At 44.4% G+C, this 16,801-nt stretch carries 17 protein-coding genes; 11 read left to right on the top strand and 6 right to left on the bottom strand.

Going from position 1 to position 16,801, the window contains the following annotated elements; all coding sequences use genetic code 11:
* Nucleotides 1–19 precede the first annotated feature (19 nt).
* The 5 genes from M2273_RS00415 to M2273_RS00395 all read left to right on the top strand — a co-directional run bounded on the left by M2273_RS00415 (nt 20) and on the right by M2273_RS00395 (nt 3,981).
* Nucleotides 20–265: a DUF2630 family protein gene (locus M2273_RS00415; protein ID WP_429391618.1), complete on the top strand. Its 246-nt coding sequence runs from the start codon at nt 20–22 to the stop codon at nt 263–265.
* A gap of 182 nt (nt 266–447) precedes the next feature.
* A complete protein-coding gene (locus tag M2273_RS00410) occupies nt 448–1,077 on the top strand; it encodes a Crp/Fnr family transcriptional regulator (RefSeq protein ID WP_429391616.1) in 630 nt (209 codons plus the stop codon).
* 43 nt (nt 1,078–1,120) lie between these two features.
* A complete protein-coding gene (locus M2273_RS00405) occupies nt 1,121–1,426 on the top strand; it encodes an antibiotic biosynthesis monooxygenase (protein WP_110582384.1) in 306 nt (101 codons plus the stop codon).
* Between the two features lie 108 nt (nt 1,427–1,534).
* Nucleotides 1,535–3,103 carry an MFS transporter gene (locus tag M2273_RS00400; protein WP_429391613.1) on the top strand — a complete coding sequence of 523 codons (1,569 nt, stop codon included), beginning with the start codon at nt 1,535–1,537 and terminating at the stop codon, nt 3,101–3,103.
* Between the two features lie 425 nt (nt 3,104–3,528).
* Nucleotides 3,529–3,981 (top strand): peroxiredoxin, encoded by a 453-nt coding sequence (locus tag M2273_RS00395; RefSeq protein ID WP_110582382.1) that lies wholly within the window; start codon nt 3,529–3,531, stop codon nt 3,979–3,981.
* 69 nt (nt 3,982–4,050) lie between these two features.
* Here M2273_RS00395 and M2273_RS00390 read toward each other — a convergent pair whose 3' ends face one another.
* From M2273_RS00390 to M2273_RS00380, 3 genes are all read right to left on the bottom strand, one after another.
* Complete coding sequence (locus M2273_RS00390; RefSeq protein WP_429391611.1) at nt 4,051–4,911, bottom strand: sigma-70 family RNA polymerase sigma factor; 861 nt, start codon at nt 4,909–4,911, stop codon at nt 4,051–4,053.
* Between the two features lie 694 nt (nt 4,912–5,605).
* Nucleotides 5,606–7,180 carry a GMC family oxidoreductase gene (locus M2273_RS00385; RefSeq protein ID WP_429391609.1) on the bottom strand — a complete coding sequence of 525 codons (1,575 nt, stop codon included), beginning with the start codon at nt 7,178–7,180 and terminating at the stop codon, nt 5,606–5,608.
* Nucleotides 7,181–7,356: 176 nt separating this feature from the next.
* Nucleotides 7,357–7,740 carry a winged helix-turn-helix transcriptional regulator gene (locus M2273_RS00380; RefSeq protein WP_429391606.1) on the bottom strand — a complete coding sequence of 128 codons (384 nt, stop codon included), beginning with the start codon at nt 7,738–7,740 and terminating at the stop codon, nt 7,357–7,359.
* A gap of 114 nt (nt 7,741–7,854) precedes the next feature.
* Here M2273_RS00380 and M2273_RS00375 point away from each other — a divergent pair, with 114 nt between their 5' ends.
* From M2273_RS00375 to M2273_RS00365, 3 genes are all read left to right on the top strand, one after another.
* Nucleotides 7,855–8,706, top strand: a complete 852-nt coding sequence (locus M2273_RS00375; RefSeq protein ID WP_429391603.1) for an SDR family oxidoreductase — start codon at nt 7,855–7,857, stop codon at nt 8,704–8,706.
* Nucleotides 8,707–9,029: 323 nt separating this feature from the next.
* Nucleotides 9,030–10,259 carry a multidrug effflux MFS transporter gene (locus M2273_RS00370; protein ID WP_429391600.1) on the top strand — a complete coding sequence of 410 codons (1,230 nt, stop codon included), beginning with the start codon at nt 9,030–9,032 and terminating at the stop codon, nt 10,257–10,259.
* Nucleotides 10,260–10,369: 110 nt separating this feature from the next.
* Nucleotides 10,370–11,116 carry an SDR family oxidoreductase gene (locus M2273_RS00365; RefSeq protein ID WP_429391598.1) on the top strand — a complete coding sequence of 249 codons (747 nt, stop codon included), beginning with the start codon at nt 10,370–10,372 and terminating at the stop codon, nt 11,114–11,116.
* A 152-nt stretch (nt 11,117–11,268) separates the two neighbouring features.
* On the opposite strand, the gene M2273_RS00360 is transcribed toward M2273_RS00365, so the two are convergent.
* Genes M2273_RS00360 through M2273_RS00350 form a run of 3 tightly spaced genes read right to left on the bottom strand, consistent with a single transcriptional unit; the run spans nt 11,269 to nt 13,552 of the window.
* Nucleotides 11,269–11,721: an SRPBCC family protein gene (locus M2273_RS00360; RefSeq protein ID WP_429391596.1), complete on the bottom strand. Its 453-nt coding sequence runs from the start codon at nt 11,719–11,721 to the stop codon at nt 11,269–11,271.
* A gap of 19 nt (nt 11,722–11,740) precedes the next feature.
* Nucleotides 11,741–12,601, bottom strand: coding sequence for an NAD(P)H-dependent oxidoreductase (locus M2273_RS00355; protein WP_429391593.1), 861 nt, complete (start codon nt 12,599–12,601; stop codon nt 11,741–11,743).
* A 42-nt stretch (nt 12,602–12,643) separates the two neighbouring features.
* Nucleotides 12,644–13,552 (bottom strand): NmrA family NAD(P)-binding protein, encoded by a 909-nt coding sequence (locus tag M2273_RS00350; RefSeq protein ID WP_429391591.1) that lies wholly within the window; start codon nt 13,550–13,552, stop codon nt 12,644–12,646.
* Nucleotides 13,553–13,862: 310 nt separating this feature from the next.
* Between M2273_RS00350 and M2273_RS00345 the strand changes: the two genes are divergently transcribed.
* The 3 genes from M2273_RS00345 (at nt 13,863) to M2273_RS00335 (ending at nt 16,798) form a co-directional block, all read left to right on the top strand.
* Nucleotides 13,863–14,519, top strand: a complete 657-nt coding sequence (locus M2273_RS00345) for a cysteine hydrolase (RefSeq protein ID WP_429391590.1) — start codon at nt 13,863–13,865, stop codon at nt 14,517–14,519.
* 109 nt (nt 14,520–14,628) lie between these two features.
* Nucleotides 14,629–15,570 carry a D-2-hydroxyacid dehydrogenase family protein gene (locus tag M2273_RS00340; protein WP_429391587.1) on the top strand — a complete coding sequence of 314 codons (942 nt, stop codon included), beginning with the start codon at nt 14,629–14,631 and terminating at the stop codon, nt 15,568–15,570.
* A gap of 4 nt (nt 15,571–15,574) precedes the next feature.
* Complete coding sequence (locus tag M2273_RS00335) at nt 15,575–16,798, top strand: MFS transporter (RefSeq protein WP_429391585.1); 1,224 nt, start codon at nt 15,575–15,577, stop codon at nt 16,796–16,798.
* Nucleotides 16,799–16,801 lie beyond the last annotated feature (3 nt).

Raw genomic sequence — 16,801 nt, 5'->3', positions numbered from 1 at the left:
ATCAAAAACGACAAAGCTCATGGAAAACACAGCAAATGACAACTCCGCAATGGCTCACATTAAGAAGCTTACTGCCAAAGAAGAAAGCCTTTACAGGAACGGGGACCATTCTAATGAAGATGTAAAAGAATTACATCATATCAAAACTGAACTAGATCAATACTGGGATCTTTTACGTCAGCGCCGGGCGCTCCGAAATGCCGGAGAGGACCCGAAGGAGGCAGAAATACGTTCTGCCGAAACCATTAACGATTATGTAAAATAAAGCATCGGGCATAAGGTCTGATAAGAAATGAATCAGCCGCACAGATGGAGATGATATTATCTACAGGTAAGATCTTACGATCAGGCGCTTCCATTACGGCTAAATTTAGGAACACCATTGCTATAGACCCGGCAGGCTCAATTTGATGACGCCTGGGGGTTTATAGTATTACTCATAAAAAAATGAAAGAACACTTTTGCGATCCGCTTATAGCGTACATCAGGAAAACTGTTGATCTGGGAGACAACGAGGCTGAACTCATCAAAGCGCAGTCGCGCGAGGTGACTTTTTCAAAAGGAAATTTACTTACACGAGACGGGCTTCATTCCAGGTACACTTATTTTATATTATCGGGCAAGGCCCGCTCCTATTATATTGATGATAACGGAAAGACGACCACCTGGTTCTTTCATTTCAATGAGCCCTTTAGCTGTGCCAAGAATTTTTTTGCAACTGATTATAAAAGTTTTCTAACCAATGCTCCGGGAAGTTTAACGATCGAGGCACTGACCGAGATCAAAGCTATTCAATGGAGCGCACCGAATATCGATCAAATGCTGGAGCGTATTCCGGTATTCGGCACCTGGATGCGGAAACTTGACGAAAGCTTTTTCCTCATCATCTATGACAGGATGTTTACCCTGATGACTATGTCCGCTCAGCAGCGTTATGAAAAAATGCTCAAAGACGAGCCGCATCTGCAACAGATGTTTTCCAACGATTATGTAGCGTCTTATCTAAGCCTGGCACCACAGTCGCTGAGCAGGATAAAAGGAAACGTCAATCATTCACATCTTGCCGTTGCCGTTTGACACCGGCAGGCAAAACAAACCAAACTCTTAAAAAAATAAAAAAATGGAACCAACGCAATTTACAGTAATCGCTGAATTAACCGCACTGAAAGGATTTGAAGATGAAGTTTTAGAATTAGTCAGTACCCAGGTATCGTTATCACGGAAACAAGAAGATGTAATTTATTATTCATCCAGTGAAGTAATCGGTGAAAAAGGAAAGTATGTTTTCTTCGAAGTATACCGAACGAAAGAAGCTTTTGAGATCAATAAAGCATCAAGCCATACCCAGGCCTTTTTCAAGGCAACCAATGGCAAATTAAAAGGAGACGGCGTAAAAGCCACCTTCCTGAAAGAGGTTAATATATAGATTTCTTTTAGCTTTATCTGTCAGAAAGGACAAAATCAGGAAACCAACCATTCCTGCTGGTAAATCAACCTGCTGCCGGAGTGGTTTTACCAGTTATCGCAGAAAAAAATGAGCACCATAACATTAAAAAGCACCGAAGGAAAATGGATCATGGTGGCCACGGTCCTCCCGTCGTCTATGGCGTTCATCGACGCTACGGCATTAAATGTCGTATTGCCATCTTTGCAACATCAATTAAAAGCCAGCGGAAGTGAACTGTTCTGGATCTTAAACGCCTACCTGCTCATGCTTGCTTCTTTAATGCTTATTGGCGGCTCACTGGGTGACCGTTTAGGCCATAAAAAAGTATTTATGTATGGGATCATTTGTTTTACCATAGGGTCTGCGACCTGTGGATTTGCTGCAGATGCTACGTGGCTGATCATATGCAGGCTTTTGCAGGGCGCAGGCGGCGCGTTTATGATCCCCGGAAGTTTGTCGCTGATATCGTCCTCGATCAACGAAAATGAACGGGGTAAAGCGATAGGTACCTGGTCATCATTCACTACACTCGTGATGTTAGGCGGCCCGATACTGGGTGGTGCGCTTGCAGATGCAGGGTTATGGCGATATATTTTCTTTATCAATGTCCCGATAGGAATTGCGGCCCTTCTCGTGCTGTGGCGCTATGTCAGGGAACCCGAAAGAAGTGCCCCTACCGGAGCGCTCGATGTAAAAGGTGCGCTAACCATTGCCGCTTCACTCGCCACGCTGACTTACGGAGCACTGAGCAGCGCCTCAGCAACCGGCAATCATTTACAAGCCTGGGGATCAGTGCTTTTAGGCATCGTGTTATTAGCTGCCTTTGTTGTGATCGAGAACCGCAGCAAGTCCCCGATGATGCCCCTGAACCTGTTTTCTAACCCGACATTTACCGGCGCAAATTTGCTGTCATTTTTCCTCTACGCGGCATTAGGCTCGGCCATGCTTTTTATCTCCCTGAACCTGGTTCAGATACAGGGATACGACCAGCTGCAATCCGGCCTTTCCTTTTTGCCCTTTACGATACTGGTTCTCCTGTTTACCAGGTTCTCCGGTTTCCTGTCAGATAAATTTGGCCCCCGTATTTTCCTGACTTTTGGCCCGCTGGTAGCGGGTGCAGGCCTTTTCTTCCTTTCTTTACAGGGACAAACCAAAGGGCCCGCCGATTATTGGGGAACTTTTTTTCCGGGCATGATCGTATTTGGTACCGGAATGGCCTTCACAGTTTCACCGCTTACCAGTACAGTAATGGGCGCGGTACGGAAAGAGCTTTCAGGAATAGCATCCGGGATCAATAATGCCATAACTCGAATTGCCAATGTATTCGCCTATGCGATATTCGGGGCGCTGGCTGTACTATTTTTCTCTACGCAATTGCGTAAAGAAATAAAGGCCGTTCCGCTTTCAGCGACGGAGACAAAACAGGTGATCAAAGAAGCCGAAAATCTTGGAAATGCGGCAGTGCCCGGCGTAATAACCGGAGTGAAGGCAACATCAGTTAAAAAAGCATACCATACCAGCTTTATCCATTCCTATCAACTTATACTTCGTTCATCTGCGGTACTTGCGCTGGCAGCGGCATTGATGGCTTTCCTGATGGTAAAGCCGGGAAAAATCGAAAGCAGCGAATTGACCCGGAATCAAAAAGTGGAATAATCAATCAAATTGTAAATGTTATTCTGCGAATTGTCTTCGCTTTTAAACTGTACAATATTAAAACAAGTTAGATGCGGCCCAGAAACTATGATCAACAATAGTAAAAAAAGGTATCTCGAAGCTGCGATTGAATACGAAGGAAATAACAGGTTCAATAATCATGGTAAAGCAATACCAATCCCGGGTTAAAAGTCGACCATGTATTCAGCATTTAAAATACAGATACCTTTAAGGCCAATCCATAAGATTTGCCTTTTTTTATTTTAAAACCCTGCGTCTTATTGATGACTGGAATCTACCTGGCGGTGATCAATTGCGTTCCTAAAACAAAAAATGGAGGCACGCGCCGATATTAACCCAGGTTAAACTTTTCCGGAGCGGCAGTAGCGACATTTGTATTATTAAATATTAAAGCGAAATCAAACATGAAAAATTTACAGATAGGCGATACAATCCCGGATTTTACACTACTTGACCAACAAGGAAAATTATTTAGATCAAGCGAGATCATAGGAAAGAAAAAATTAGTGATCTATTTCTATCCAAAAGATGAAAGTTCCGTTTGCACCGCAGAAGCGTGCGCTTTCAGAGATAGTTTTACAGACTTTACCGATATAGGTGCAGAGGTAATTGGTATCAATTCAGGCTCAGTAGAAAGCCACCATAAATTCTCGTTAAAAAACCGGTTGCCATTCCGCCTGCTAAGCGACCCTGAAAACCAACTGCTTAAAAAATTCGGTATTAAACCCTGGTTGTTTCTTACCGGCCGGGAAACCTTTATCGTAGGTCTGGATGGAAAGATAGTGTACAAATACAGAGCTTTCCTGGATGGCAACGGTCACTCCGGAAAAGTCATGGACTATTTAAAAAACAACTAAAAAAAGCCTCCTCAAAGTTATTTTGATAACGATGAGGAGGCTTTATAACAAATCTTAACAGACATTCAATTAATTAATGCATGACATTAGAGTTGGGCCATGTGAGGAGTTCCTTAGCCTTAGCAGTGCACTATCTTTTATCCGGCGGGTATGTTCAACAGAAATGCCCAGCTTACCTGCTATTTCCTCCAGCGGAATAGGGCTGGCTATATCCAGCCCAAAATACATAGTTAAGATCTGACGATCCCTTGGATTTAAGATAGCCATAGATTGCCTGATCACCAGCTGCCTGGAATCAGTGAGCAGCTCCTGATCGACACCATAATCCGGGGTAGAAATAATATCGTGAAGCGTCTGTCCGACCTCGCTGGTCAGCGGCTTATCCATAGAGATCTCGCTACCGGAAAAGGCAACAACGTCTGCCATTTTTTCGGTATCCAGATTCAGGTAACCGGAAACTTCCTCAAGTGTTGGCTTCCTTGCGAATTTTTGTTCCAATTTAGAGACTCCTTTATTGAATTTACCCATTACGGTCGTAAAATTGTATGGAAGATGAACCATACGTGACTGTTCAATCACTGCGGTGTTGATGGCCTGGCGTATCCACCAGATCGCATAGGAAATAAATTTACAGCCATGATTCTCATCAAACCGCTTCGCGGCAGTGATCAGACCAACATTACCTTCATTTATGAGATCACTGATCGACACACCGCGATGCTGGTATTGCTTGGCTACGGAAACAACAAAACGCAGATTTCCGGTAACCAGGCGATTAAGGGCATCCAGCTCGCCTTTCTTTATCCTGGAAACGAGTTCAGTCTCGTCTTCCGCAGATAATACGTCAATTTTTCTAATATCATTAAAGTACCTGTCCAGAGAGCCATCATCACGAACCGTAATGGACGGAGATATATTAAATGCTTTCATAATTGTTTATACTGAATTCTTTCTGCTTGCTTTAGTTGTACTGACTAAAAGGCAATGACCCGCATATTCTGCAATACATTTACAGGCCATTGCGGTTATTCATTCACGCAGGTCATTTAATTTTGTCACAGCCAGTGATTAAAAAAAATCTGTGGATTTTTCTTCCGGGGTGCCGACGATGTAAACGATGGCAATAACACAAGTCACCAAAATTGTTTTCGTGACGTAAAACACCAGTAGTTCCATTTGTTTTCCGTTTAAAATGAATTGACCTCATTGACAATCGTATAATATATTTCAACTACAATACCAATTATTAACTATTTAAATATCAACCTTTTATCCACAAGCTTTAAATATAAAAACATGGTATTTCGTGATTTCGAAATATAGATTACCGAAATAAAGTATTTGGAAACACCGTTAATCCGGATGCAAGCGCGTAGAAAAAATGAGATACTGAAGTTCCTGGGCTATATCTCTAAACATTTATGGATCAACAAGTTTCACACGGGCAGGATTACCTGGACCAGTAAAGCCCGCAGAGTCTTATTAAGCAAAATGGAACATTTCGAATAAAACTTCGGAGCAAGTCAACATGAAAACCGTTGCGAAACAAAAAAGGCCTGTCATACCCGAATAAATTTCTATCGGGGCATAACAGGCCTTAAAATACTTCTTCTTCCAAAAGGAACTACCGTTTTCCTAAAAGCACCTCAGCCATAAACTCGGCTATCATCAATGTAGGCGCATTTGTATTTGCGGTAGGTATCTGTGGCATCACGGAGGCGTCAGCGACCCGAAGACCACGGACGCCATAAACACTTAACTTTTCATTGACCACTGATTCGGACCCGTCGCCCATTGCGCAGGTTCCAGCCGGATGAAAGTAGGTTCCGCAGGCATCTTTGATATAAGAAAGCACTTCTTCCCTGCTCAGCGGCTTTGCAGGGGCTACCCATTGAGCGATCTGTTCTGCCAGCGCCGGTTCCTGGGCCAATGCCATACCCAATTCAATTGCACCAGCCAAAGCTTCCAAATCTTCCGGGTCTTTTACGAGATTGGGTTGAATCTCCAGCGGGCCATCGTATGCCATCGTTTTCATTTTTACATAGCCCTTGCTCTTAACACCAACAAGACCGACAAAAATACCAAACGAATATTCGGGGATGGGATGAGTGGCTGTGATCTCGCTACTTTGAACCGGAACTTCTATCGGGATCAACATGACATCAGATTTGATCTTATCCTCATTACTTTTCCAGTAGATGATCGTACCGCCGAGGTTATTGGTTAATTTTCCGATCGGTTGTTTTGCCTGAAAGGTCAACTGCAGCAAGGGATGATCCTGGAGGTTCTGGCCGACACCCGGCAAATCCACCAGGCATTGGATTCCCAAATCTTGCAGATCTTCTTTTTTACCAATACCGGAAAGCATCAGGATCCTTGGGCTTTCGAAAGCACCTGCGGAAAGGATAACCTCTTTCGCCGCCGTCGCACGGAAGGTATCGCCGTTCTTTATGTAATTAAGCCCGGTACATTGATTGCCTTCAAAATTCAGTTTAGTAACCGTGGCACCGGTAGACAATGTCAGGTTTTTATGTGTAAGTACCGGCTTCAGGTATCCCGAAAAAGCACTACACCGGATGCCATCTTTTACGGTCGTGCTTGTCGGGCTGACCGAGCCGGGCGCCCTGCTGTTCATATCAGGTTTAAATGGTATTCCGTAAGAAATGGCTGCTGCTGTGGAAGCTACATCTATGCGGTGCAGTTCTTTGGGTTGAGAAATATGAAGCGGTCCCCCGGTACCGTGAAAATCCGATGCGCCAGCGAACCAATCTTCTATTTTCTTAAACAGGGGCAAAACAGATTCAAAATCCCAGCCATTGTTACCGGCATCTGCCCAACTATTATAGTCATCCTCATGCCCTCTTGCCCAGATCATGGCATTGATACTCCCGCTTCCACCAACCAGTTTACCTCTTGGCGCATATATCGCGCGGTTGTTCAGGAGTTCCGATGGTTGATAAGGATAAAGGTAATCATGTCCCGATCCAATGTTTTCGATCCATCGTAAGGGGTTGTCAATCACATCCGCTTTTTCCTGCAGCTCACCTGCTTCCAGCAGCAATATTTTGGCATCAGTTTCATCCAGCAGGCGTCGTGCAATAACACAGCCCGCTGATCCGGCACCAACAATAATATAATCATATTGCTGATCTTCCGCTTTAATGCTCTCTTTTCCTTTTAACTCTTCAACTTCACTCATGACTTTTCAATTTTGATAGAAGCCAAAAGTCCGTCCTGATCCTGGAAATTACATTCACCTATGTTAAAAAAGACAAAATTATCTATTATGACAGGATAGAAAAATCGACTGCCGCAAATTTAAAGCGGGACCTTAACAAAATCACCGATAAGGGTCAATCCAATTTGACATTGAAATTACGACGCGGGCTGCTGCAAACTTTTAATTTTCTCTTCGGCTATGATCTTTTTGCGGTGATTACGACCCCATGTTTCCATTTGTTCGATCAGGTCTTTTAAGGTAGTTCCATAAGGAGTTAACTCGTATTTGACCATAACCGGCCTGCTGTCAACGACAGTTCGATTGACCAGCCCGTTCATCTCGAGGTCTTTTAGCTCCTGCGCGAGCATTTTAGAACCTATGCCGTTAACCCTGCGCTGCAGTTCCATAAAATGAGTTCCTTCAAAATACAGGATTGCCAGAATTTTGATCTTCCATTTTCCGCCCATAACATCCATCGTGTCCTGTACGGCCTGCATTTGTTCCCTGCAATGGGCGGATAGCTCCATGGGTTTTATCATAATAGATAGTTTCTCAAAAGTAAGTACTTCCTAAAAGGGAACTACTTTCAAAAGTAAAGGTATTTACCAAGATTTGCAAACACAGCATTTTGCTGTTGATAAATAATTAAACTTATGAAAAAAGTAATCTTAATTACCGGCTCCAGTACAGGTTTCGGCGCATTAATGGTCAAAACATTTTCCGGGGAAGATCACACTGTCATCGCGTCGATGCGGGACGTGAAGGGCAAAAATGCCGGAGCAGCTGCGACACTTTCATCTCTTCCGGGAACTGAAGTTGTCGACCTGGATGTAACCGACGAAGATTCTGTTCAAACGGCTGTGACCCGGATTATTTCCGCACATGGCAAAATTGATGTGGTGATCAACAATGCTGGAATTTACGGTGGTGGACTATTGGAAGCCTTTTCCGTATCGCAGGTACAGAAACTATTCGATGTCAACGTTTGGGGCGTACTAAGGGTCAACAATGCCGTATTACCGGCAATGCGGGCTGCTGGAGATGGTCTTATCATCAACATATCAAGTGGCGTGGGCAGAATCTCCCCTCCTTTCCAGGCAGCCTATAACGCCACTAAATTCGCATTGGAAGGATTGATTGAAGGCTCTTACCATGAACTGACAGGGCAGGGAATTGAAACGGTGTTGATTGAGCCGGGAGCCTTCCTGACGGAAATCATGGGCAAACCCGGAACAAATGCAGACCGGGATGGTATCCAGGAATCATATGGAAGCCAAACCGCCGAAATGGCCGCACATATCCAGTCCCTGTTTGTAAAAATCTTAACGGATGCAGCACCCGACCCTCAGCTGGTCGCCGACGCAGCCCTTTCACTGGTTAATATGAAAAAAGGAAAACGACCTTTCCGAACACCGGTTGACCCTAATGCAAAAGGCATGGATACCGCGTATAACAATGCTACTATAGAATGGAAAGATCGTTGGATGGCGGCTTATGGCTTTTAACTGATTAAAGATCAGGAAAAGGATCAGTCGTAATTGGCCTTTTCCTGAACTTTTTAACTTTCAGTAAAGGAACGTTAACGATCATTAATAAAGCCCACTCATCTCCAACCAGGTATATTTAAGATATTTTTATCTATTTATACGCTCGCTTCCTTTTACCACAAAACAGATTCATAAGTCATATCAACGTCTAATTATGATTATATAATCATTAGCGCGCTTTTTAGTTCTAATTTTGGTGATGCTTAATAAAGCTAAAGACAACGAAATCCGTTATCTCACTATTAGAAAATAGACATTTTTATCTTTTTTAGAATTCATCAATGACCACGCAGCGCTACTATATTTTAATATTTATCCTGGGGGCTTTAACGGCACTCGGACCTTTCTCCATTGATATGTATTTACCCGGATTTCCAGCAATAGCGAAAAGTTTCCATATCACAACAGCTGAAGTTACTTTAAGCCTTTCCAGTTTTTTTATCGGAATATCACTCGGACAAATCTTGTATGGACCGCTTTTAGACCGGTATGGAAGAAAAAAGCCGCTTTATGCCGGTCTGGTTTTATATCTTGTGGCATCTGCAGGTTGTTATTTCGCGCCCTCTATCCAAGCGCTTATCGCGCTTAGATTTATTCAGGCTATCGGAAGCTGCGCTGCCGGCGTAGTATCCATGACAATGGTACGTGATCTGTTTCCGGTCGAAGATAACGCTAAAATATTTTCATTGCTGTTACTGGTACTTGGCGCATCGCCCATGATCGCTCCTACTTTGGGTGGTTTTATTGCTTCGGCTTTTGGATGGCAAGCTATTTTTGTGGCCCTTTTTCTTTTAGCGTTTGTGATTTTGATAACGGTGATCATATTCCTGCCAGAGTCCCGGCAACCTGATAAGTCGCATTCTCTCAAAGCCAAACCAATATTATTGGGTTTTTGGGAAGTGATTCGGGAGCCCCAATTCATTACTTACGCGGTTGGCGGCGGCATCGCGTTATCGGGTTTATTTGCTTACGTTACTGATTCTCCGATGATTTTCATGGAAGGTTACGGCATATCAAACCACACGTATGGTTGGATCTTTGCCATTCTCGCCATGGGTTTTGTTTGTTCCAGCCAGCTCAACCGGATATTTTCTAAATATTATCAGCCTGATCAGATCGTTGGCGGCGCGGTGTCACTTATGGTTGCCATCAGTATCTTGTTTTTTGTAGGCTTGAACTATGGCTGGTTTGGTATAGGGGGAACAGCAGTTATCATTTTCATCTTTCTCAGCTGCATCGGCATCTTGAATCCGCATGCCGCCGCATTATCTATGGCTCCGTTTGAAAAAAATGCTGGTACGGCCGCATCACTGTTCGGACTTCTTCAATGGGGAATCGCAGGTTTATCCGCAATTGCAGTGAGCATGTTTAAAAGTACGACCCCTATCCCGCTGGCGATGATCATGTTTATATCTGCCCTGCTGGCATTGGTCATATTATACATTGGTGGGCGGTCGCTAAAGAATCACCCCAAAATGTCGCAGGGAAGTAACGTCCGGGTATTGCATTAAACCGATAGCAAACGCGAATCCTGAAAACTAGTTGCAGGATATCGGGATTCATTAATTAATTCAATTGATTAGATTTTAAAAACAAGATTAATATACTTCAAAACAATAAAATGTCAACACTCAATGGAAAAATAGCCCTGGTTACCGGTGGTAGCCGCGGAATAGGAGCAGCAATAGTCAGTAAACTGGCATCAGAGGGCGCAACGGTAGCCTTCACTTATGTGAATTCACCTGAAAAAGCCGAGGTGATCATCTCCGGGATAGAAAAGAGCGGTGGTAAAGCGCTGGCTATAAAAGCGGATAGCGGCAATCCAAAGGAAATCGCCGCTGCAGTTAAAAAGACGGTCGATCATTTCGGTGCGCTAGACATCCTGGTCAATAATGCAGCCCTTTTTGTTACCGGCCCCATTGAACAGGCCGATGAAAATGCCGCCCAGTATGACAAACAAATAGATGTTAATATCAGAGGTATTGCGGCAGCTATCCGCGAGGCTGCCAAATATATGGGTGACGGGGGTAGGATCATCACCATCAGCTCTGCGGTTGCAAACCACTTAGGTACCGCTTACCTGACAGATTATGCCGCTACCAAAGCTGCCGCGTCAGCCTATTCAAGAGGTTATGCATGGGATCTTGGCTCAAGGGGAATTACCGTAAACACAGTTCAGCCCGGCCCTATTGATACAGACATGAATCCTGATTCTGGAGAGTTTGCCGACTCATACCGTAAAAAAATCGCTTTGGGCCGATACGGTAAAACAACGGAGATCGCTGCCCTGGTTAACTTTTTAGCAGGCCCTGATTCAGGTTTTATAACCGGCTCTACACTTACTATCGATGGCGGTTTAACCGCTTAATTTCCCCTGTAATGAGCAATGGTTGCCCGAATATTTCTACACGGGCAACCATTTTATTATACAAAAAAACAAAAGGGAGCTGAGTAATGTGCAGGAGACCGGTGAGGATAGCTCCTTTTTTATACTTTTGTATCTATTATTGCCAGACTCATTTAAGAAACATTTTCGACCGCTTTTTTCATTGCATCTACAGCGCCCTGAAAACGTTTGCTTATCCTTTCACGTTCCTGCCCTTTTGTTTCTTCATCTAATAAAGCTTCATTATAGCTTAACGTGTATATGACCCTACAGGTTGATTCACCGGTCTCTTCTACCACGATACAGCCATGGTATTGATAAGGCGCCATGGGGCCTGCGACTTGCGCATAAGTGTAGGAATGCCGGCCGATCCCTACGAGCACCTCGAAAATCTCTTCACCGATCTGGCGAATGGAACCCAGGCCACCGATGCCGGATATCATTTTATTTATTACAGGAAGAAATTTCCGTGTGTCCGAAAAATTGCCGACGACCGACCAGGTTTCATCGGCTGACCTCGCGATCTCAGCTTTTAAAGCAACGGTAGTAAAATCCCACGCTGCAGTCGTTTTATTGATGTTGTCCATATGATATAATGTTAAATATTTAGCTTCGGGAATCGGGCGCGAAATGCTGCGGTGAATAATCGCCCGGTTTACCAAGCGCTATATTTGAAATAAATACAGCGCCATTTTGGTGTAAGGCATGACCCTGGAACCCGTTATCCAGTTCCTGTTTTAAAACTTGCACGTCGTCATAATCGCCGCCGTTTTGAGAACGAAAAGGAATAGGTTCTACCTGGTTTGCTTCAAGGAGATTTTTAATGTATGCCTGCGCCATTACCTCAACAGCTGCGTCATCGGCTTTTCCAACCTCATAAAAAATTGCTGGTGGTATAACAGTAAAACCTGGGTAAAATAAAAGTCCGTGCTGAATTGGCCAAAGCACATCATCCATCGCGCCATTGACGCCGCGGGGACCATAATGGGCCATTCGACCGCCTACGGTCATGGCTACCATTGCGCGGCGGCCCTTCATTACGCCCTCGCCAAAACGGTCTCCCCATTTATTGCCGCCGTGTTGGCCTACGCCATAGGCAAACCCATTAGCGTATACACGATCGAACCATCCTTTGAGAATAGCAGGCATACCATACCACCAGATCGGAAACTGGAGGATCACCACATCCGCCCACAGGAGTTTTTGCTGTTCTCCGGCCACATCAGGAGATTGGGTCCCTTCACTAAAAGCTTTACGGGATGCAGCAGCATAATTAAGCGGAGAGCCTGTATCGGTTTGCCGCCTGGGAAAGTCATTTTCATCGGCGACCGCCTTCCATTCCATCGCATAAAGGTCAGACACGATAACCTCATGCCCCGATGCCTGGAGTGACTGAACTGCCCTGGCCATTAAAAAGCCCGAAAGAGATGTTGGCTCCGGGTGCGCGTAAATAAAGAAGTATTTCATTTTTTGATGTAAATTTTGCTTGTGAATGATAAGTTCCTGCTATTAATTTGAGTTTGAAGCTGCAGCCAGTTGCTCTTTATGGATAATGGCCCACTCCCTGAACCGCAATGCCGGTTTTCCGGTGACAAAAGGCACATCATTCCGGATCGTTCCGATATACCCCATTTCACCGTTACTCACCTGCCTGGTAAACTCTATGGCGCCTTCTGCATACCAGCTTTCAACCGGTACAGTTCCACTGGTAAAAACCGCTTTAAACTTATCATGCGATTGTACTTCTCCAATTATTTCCTTTTCAAGTACTTCGCTAAGAATCCCGGCAATGTCTGAAGCATCCAGCACCTCGGTGCTCATCCAGTAATCTTTGCCAGCATGTTTTAGCGGCCCATCGTAGAGAACTTTTGATGCAACAGCTGCGATGTCATGTCCCGCCACCCAGCCCATCCGCTGATTTCCCCAATAAGTTGAAAATTTGCCATTCTTCGGAGCAAAGAAAGCAAGGACATTTTCCATAAACATGTTGGGATGCAGGTTTGTCCACACGATACCACTTGTTTTTATATAACTCTCTATTAACTGATGCCATGCGAAATGCGGGTCTGTACAATCCCATTCACCGAAGATACCCAGGTGCACAATATGTTCTACACCAGCCTTTTTGGCGGAATCAATTAATATTTTACTTTGAGTCAGCATCGCTACCGAATATCCCGTTAACAGGAAGACCCTGTCAACACCGGCAAGGGCCGTTGCAAAAGTTTCCGCACGGTCCAAATCAAGATAAACAACGTCTTCCCCATTGTCTTTTAAACGTTTTACTTCCTGGGGATGCCGGGATGTTACCCGGACATTTACGTCGTCCAGCGTATGCAGATTGTTTACGATTAGTCGGCCTATCTGCCCGGAAGCGCCTAAAACCAGTATGGTTGGTTTATTCGATGAAATTAGCATATTGTGTAATTTTTTTCGCTAACCAGTCTTTCCGAAAGGTTAGCTATTTAAGAATTTGGTGAAATGTATGCCCCACATTTGATGCGGAACGTCTGGGTACTAATCCGTAAAAATCATTAATCAAATTCTCTTCCGCATTCACCTATGTTAAAAAATGACTTTCGGTCAAAAATAATTTAAACCTCACAGACCATCAGTCCGATGGATGTCATAAAATAGATAAAATTATCTATTTTATGGAAATTGTAAATAACTTCGTTCGAAATAAATTCCGGTTATCTCCCAATTCTCTCACTAAACGAAAACTCATATGCCTTCAGAAAACAAGGTTCGTCAATACGAAAACTACACCAAAGCAAATACCGGCTTATTAATCATTGATCCTTATAATGACTTCATGACGGAGGGCGGTAAGCTTTTTGAACAAACCAAAGAGGTACGTGAGAAAACCAATACGCTGGAAAACATGAAAGACATTATTTCCAGGATCAGGGAAATCGGCGTTCAGGTGTTCATAGTGCCTCACCGCAGGCCAACTACTTCAGACAGGCAATTCTGGAAATTCCCTAACGCTACCCAGTTGAAAAACCTTGACCTGCAGATCTTCGGCAAGGGTACCTGGGGAGGAGAATTTAATCCGGAATACGGCCCCAGAGCGGGCGACGTTATTGTTCATGAACATTTTGGTCAAAGCGGTTTCGCAAATACAGATCTTGACCTACAGCTGAAACAGCATGGTGTATCCCATATCATTCTAATCGGCATGCTGGCCAATTCCTGCCTGGAGTCAACCGGTCGTTATGGAATGGAGCTTGGTTACCATGTAACGCTTGTCCGGGATGCTACAGCAGCATTTTCATTTGCTGGCATGCAGGCGGCGCACGAGCTGAACGGGCCAGCGTTTGCACATGCTATTTATACGACAGCAGAACTGCTCGAAAAACTACCCGAAAAGCTAAAAAAATAGCGTGACCTGTATGCTTTAGGAAGATATGCAGAGGGCCCCGTGATATTGAGCTAATAAAATTGACTGTTATAGGCGGTAAGCTTTCTTCTTTAATGATAAAAACTCTTTTATGAAAAATAACATCCAAATCGCAATACTTGATGACTATCAAAATGTAGCCCTAACATGTGCTGATTGGTCGGTTTTATCGGAAATGGCCGGTATAACAGTTTATAACGACCACCAGGATCAGGAAAGCGCTATCGTCGCCCGGCTTTTACCTTTCCAGGTCATCTGCGTCATGAGGGAAAGAACACCACTCAGCGGCAGTATGCTCAGGCAATTACCAAACTTAAAACTCCTGGTTTCCACCGGGCCCCGCAATCATTCCATTGATCATGAAACAGCCGCTGAGCTTGGGATAATCATCAAAAACACCGGGTATGTAAGTTCCGGCGCCCCGGAACTTACCTGGGCATTGCTACTCGCTGCCGCACGTCACATCCCGCAGGAAACCCATAATTTAAGATCAGGAAAGTGGCAGTCAACCATTGGTAAAGACTTGAGCAGCCGGACGATCGGCATTATCGGGCTGGGCAACATCGGCGCGAAAATAGCAGTCTATGCTCAAGCTTTTGACATGAAAATACTGGCTTGGAGCCCAAACCTGACAGAAGACACCGCACAAGCTGCGGGAGCATTGAAAGTTACTAAAGAGCAGTTATTTTCCGAATCAGATTTTATAACCATTCATGTACCGCTGAATGCCAGTTCCCGGGGATTAGTATCTGTTACTGAACTCAACTTAATGAAGCCTGCGGCTATTCTGATCAATACTTCCCGGGGGCCGATTGTAAATGAAGCCGCGTTGATCAATGCTTTAACGAACAACCAGATTGCAGGAGCTGTATTGGATGTTTTCGACGTGGAGCCGCTCGATGCGGGTCATCCATATACTCATTTACCGAACGTTATCGCGACACCACATATCGGTTACGTAACTGAAGACACCTATCAGGTTTTTTACGGGGATACGGTAAAAGCCATAACGGAATGGATCTCCGAAAATTAAGCCTATGAACGAGACATTAAGCAACATGGAAATTACGATTCCCAGAAATCAGACAATCCGAACTGTTTTATCTTTTGCACTGATCCCATTATCGGGTTTTGCCACTGACATTTATGTTCCCTCTCTTCCTACGATAGCAACCCAGTTGCACGTGCAGGCTTCCACTGTTCAGCTGACGCTGGTGGTATTTATGATCAGTTATGGACTAGGCCAGGTCTTTGTTGGCAGTCTTTTAGATAGCTTTGGACGCTACAGGCTCGGTACAGCTTCACTCCTTTTGTTCAGCCTCGCCAGTTTTGCGATAGCCTCTTCACATGACATTAACCTGATCCAGGTTATGCGTGTGCTGCAAGGCATCACTGCCGCACTTATTGTCGTCAGCAAAAGGGCCTTTTTCATCGATACTTTTGCCGGTGAAAAGCTTAAACATTACACAAGCCTGTTCTCCATCATCTGGGCGACAGCACCCATTGTCGCCCCATTTGTTGGCGCTTATCTGCAGAAACTTTTTGGCTGGCAATCCAACTTCTATTTTTTGGGTGCTTATACGTTGATCGTTATGTCGCTTGAACTGAAGTATGGCAGAGAATCTTTAATTGTGCGACATCCATTCAAAGCCCGGTCCATTTTGGCGGCTTATCGTAAGGTGCTGACGACTACTGATTACAGCTTAGGGCTTATCATCGTTTCCCTCAACTATTCCATGTTGGTTATTTACAGCATGAGCAGTCCTTTTATCATTGAACACCGTTATCTCTTATCTCCGATAGTGACCGGATACTGCTCGCTACTTTCAGGGATCTCTTTTATGGCAGGTGGTATCATTTCAAAATTACTGATCACCCGGCCATTCCTTAAAAAGCTGGTCGTAGTAATATTGCTGCAAACTTTGTTTGCCGTTGGCATGGCGGTGGTATCCCGCTACAAGAGCAATATTTATCTATTCATGGGTTTCACACTGGCCATACACCTGTTATCCGGATTTATTTTTAATAACATTTTCGCGTACTGCCTGCAGCGGTTCACTAAAAATACCGGTATTGCCAGCGGAGTAACCGGCGGGGGCCTATATTTTTTAACATCAGTATTCAGTTATGGACTAGCCACGATCTTCCTCATCAATGACCAGATGCTTTTGGCATCGGCCTATATCGCTTTTGCAGTTTTAACCTGTATCAGTTTCTACTTTTTTGGCGTGGCCCGAAAAAAAATTTTGGCAGCCGGATAGGTA

It is taken from the genome of Mucilaginibacter lappiensis (genome assembly GCF_050433765.1).
Taxonomy (GTDB): Bacteria; Bacteroidota; Bacteroidia; order Sphingobacteriales; family Sphingobacteriaceae; genus Mucilaginibacter; species Mucilaginibacter lappiensis_A.
The sequence above is the reverse complement of the archived record's forward strand: the minus strand, read 5'-3'. Positions and strand labels throughout refer to the sequence as shown.

Bases quoted from the DNA above. Each gene is read 5' to 3' on its own strand.
- M2273_RS00370 (WP_429391600.1), top strand. From the start codon at position 9,030: ATGACCACGCAGCGCTACTATATTTTAATATTTATCCTGGGGGCTTTA.
- M2273_RS00410 (WP_429391616.1), top strand. From the start codon at position 448: ATGAAAGAACACTTTTGCGATCCGCTTATAGCGTACATCAGGAAAACT.
- M2273_RS00345 (WP_429391590.1), top strand. From the start codon at position 13,863: ATGCCTTCAGAAAACAAGGTTCGTCAATACGAAAACTACACCAAAGCA.
- M2273_RS00335 (WP_429391585.1), top strand. From the start codon at position 15,575: ATGAACGAGACATTAAGCAACATGGAAATTACGATTCCCAGAAATCAG.
- M2273_RS00405 (WP_110582384.1), top strand. From the start codon at position 1,121: ATGGAACCAACGCAATTTACAGTAATCGCTGAATTAACCGCACTGAAA.
- M2273_RS00395 (WP_110582382.1), top strand. From the start codon at position 3,529: ATGAAAAATTTACAGATAGGCGATACAATCCCGGATTTTACACTACTT.
- M2273_RS00355 (WP_429391593.1), bottom strand. From the start codon at position 12,601: ATGAAATACTTCTTTATTTACGCGCACCCGGAGCCAACATCTCTTTCG.
- M2273_RS00380 (WP_429391606.1), bottom strand. From the start codon at position 7,740: ATGATAAAACCCATGGAGCTATCCGCCCATTGCAGGGAACAAATGCAG.
- M2273_RS00360 (WP_429391596.1), bottom strand. From the start codon at position 11,721: ATGGACAACATCAATAAAACGACTGCAGCGTGGGATTTTACTACCGTT.
- M2273_RS00350 (WP_429391591.1), bottom strand. From the start codon at position 13,552: ATGCTAATTTCATCGAATAAACCAACCATACTGGTTTTAGGCGCTTCC.
- M2273_RS00400 (WP_429391613.1), top strand. From the start codon at position 1,535: ATGAGCACCATAACATTAAAAAGCACCGAAGGAAAATGGATCATGGTG.
- M2273_RS00365 (WP_429391598.1), top strand. From the start codon at position 10,370: ATGTCAACACTCAATGGAAAAATAGCCCTGGTTACCGGTGGTAGCCGC.
- M2273_RS00385 (WP_429391609.1), bottom strand. From the start codon at position 7,180: ATGAGTGAAGTTGAAGAGTTAAAAGGAAAAGAGAGCATTAAAGCGGAA.
- M2273_RS00375 (WP_429391603.1), top strand. From the start codon at position 7,855: ATGAAAAAAGTAATCTTAATTACCGGCTCCAGTACAGGTTTCGGCGCA.
- M2273_RS00415 (WP_429391618.1), top strand. From the start codon at position 20: ATGGAAAACACAGCAAATGACAACTCCGCAATGGCTCACATTAAGAAG.
- M2273_RS00340 (WP_429391587.1), top strand. From the start codon at position 14,629: ATGAAAAATAACATCCAAATCGCAATACTTGATGACTATCAAAATGTA.
- M2273_RS00390 (WP_429391611.1), bottom strand. From the start codon at position 4,911: ATGAAAGCATTTAATATATCTCCGTCCATTACGGTTCGTGATGATGGC.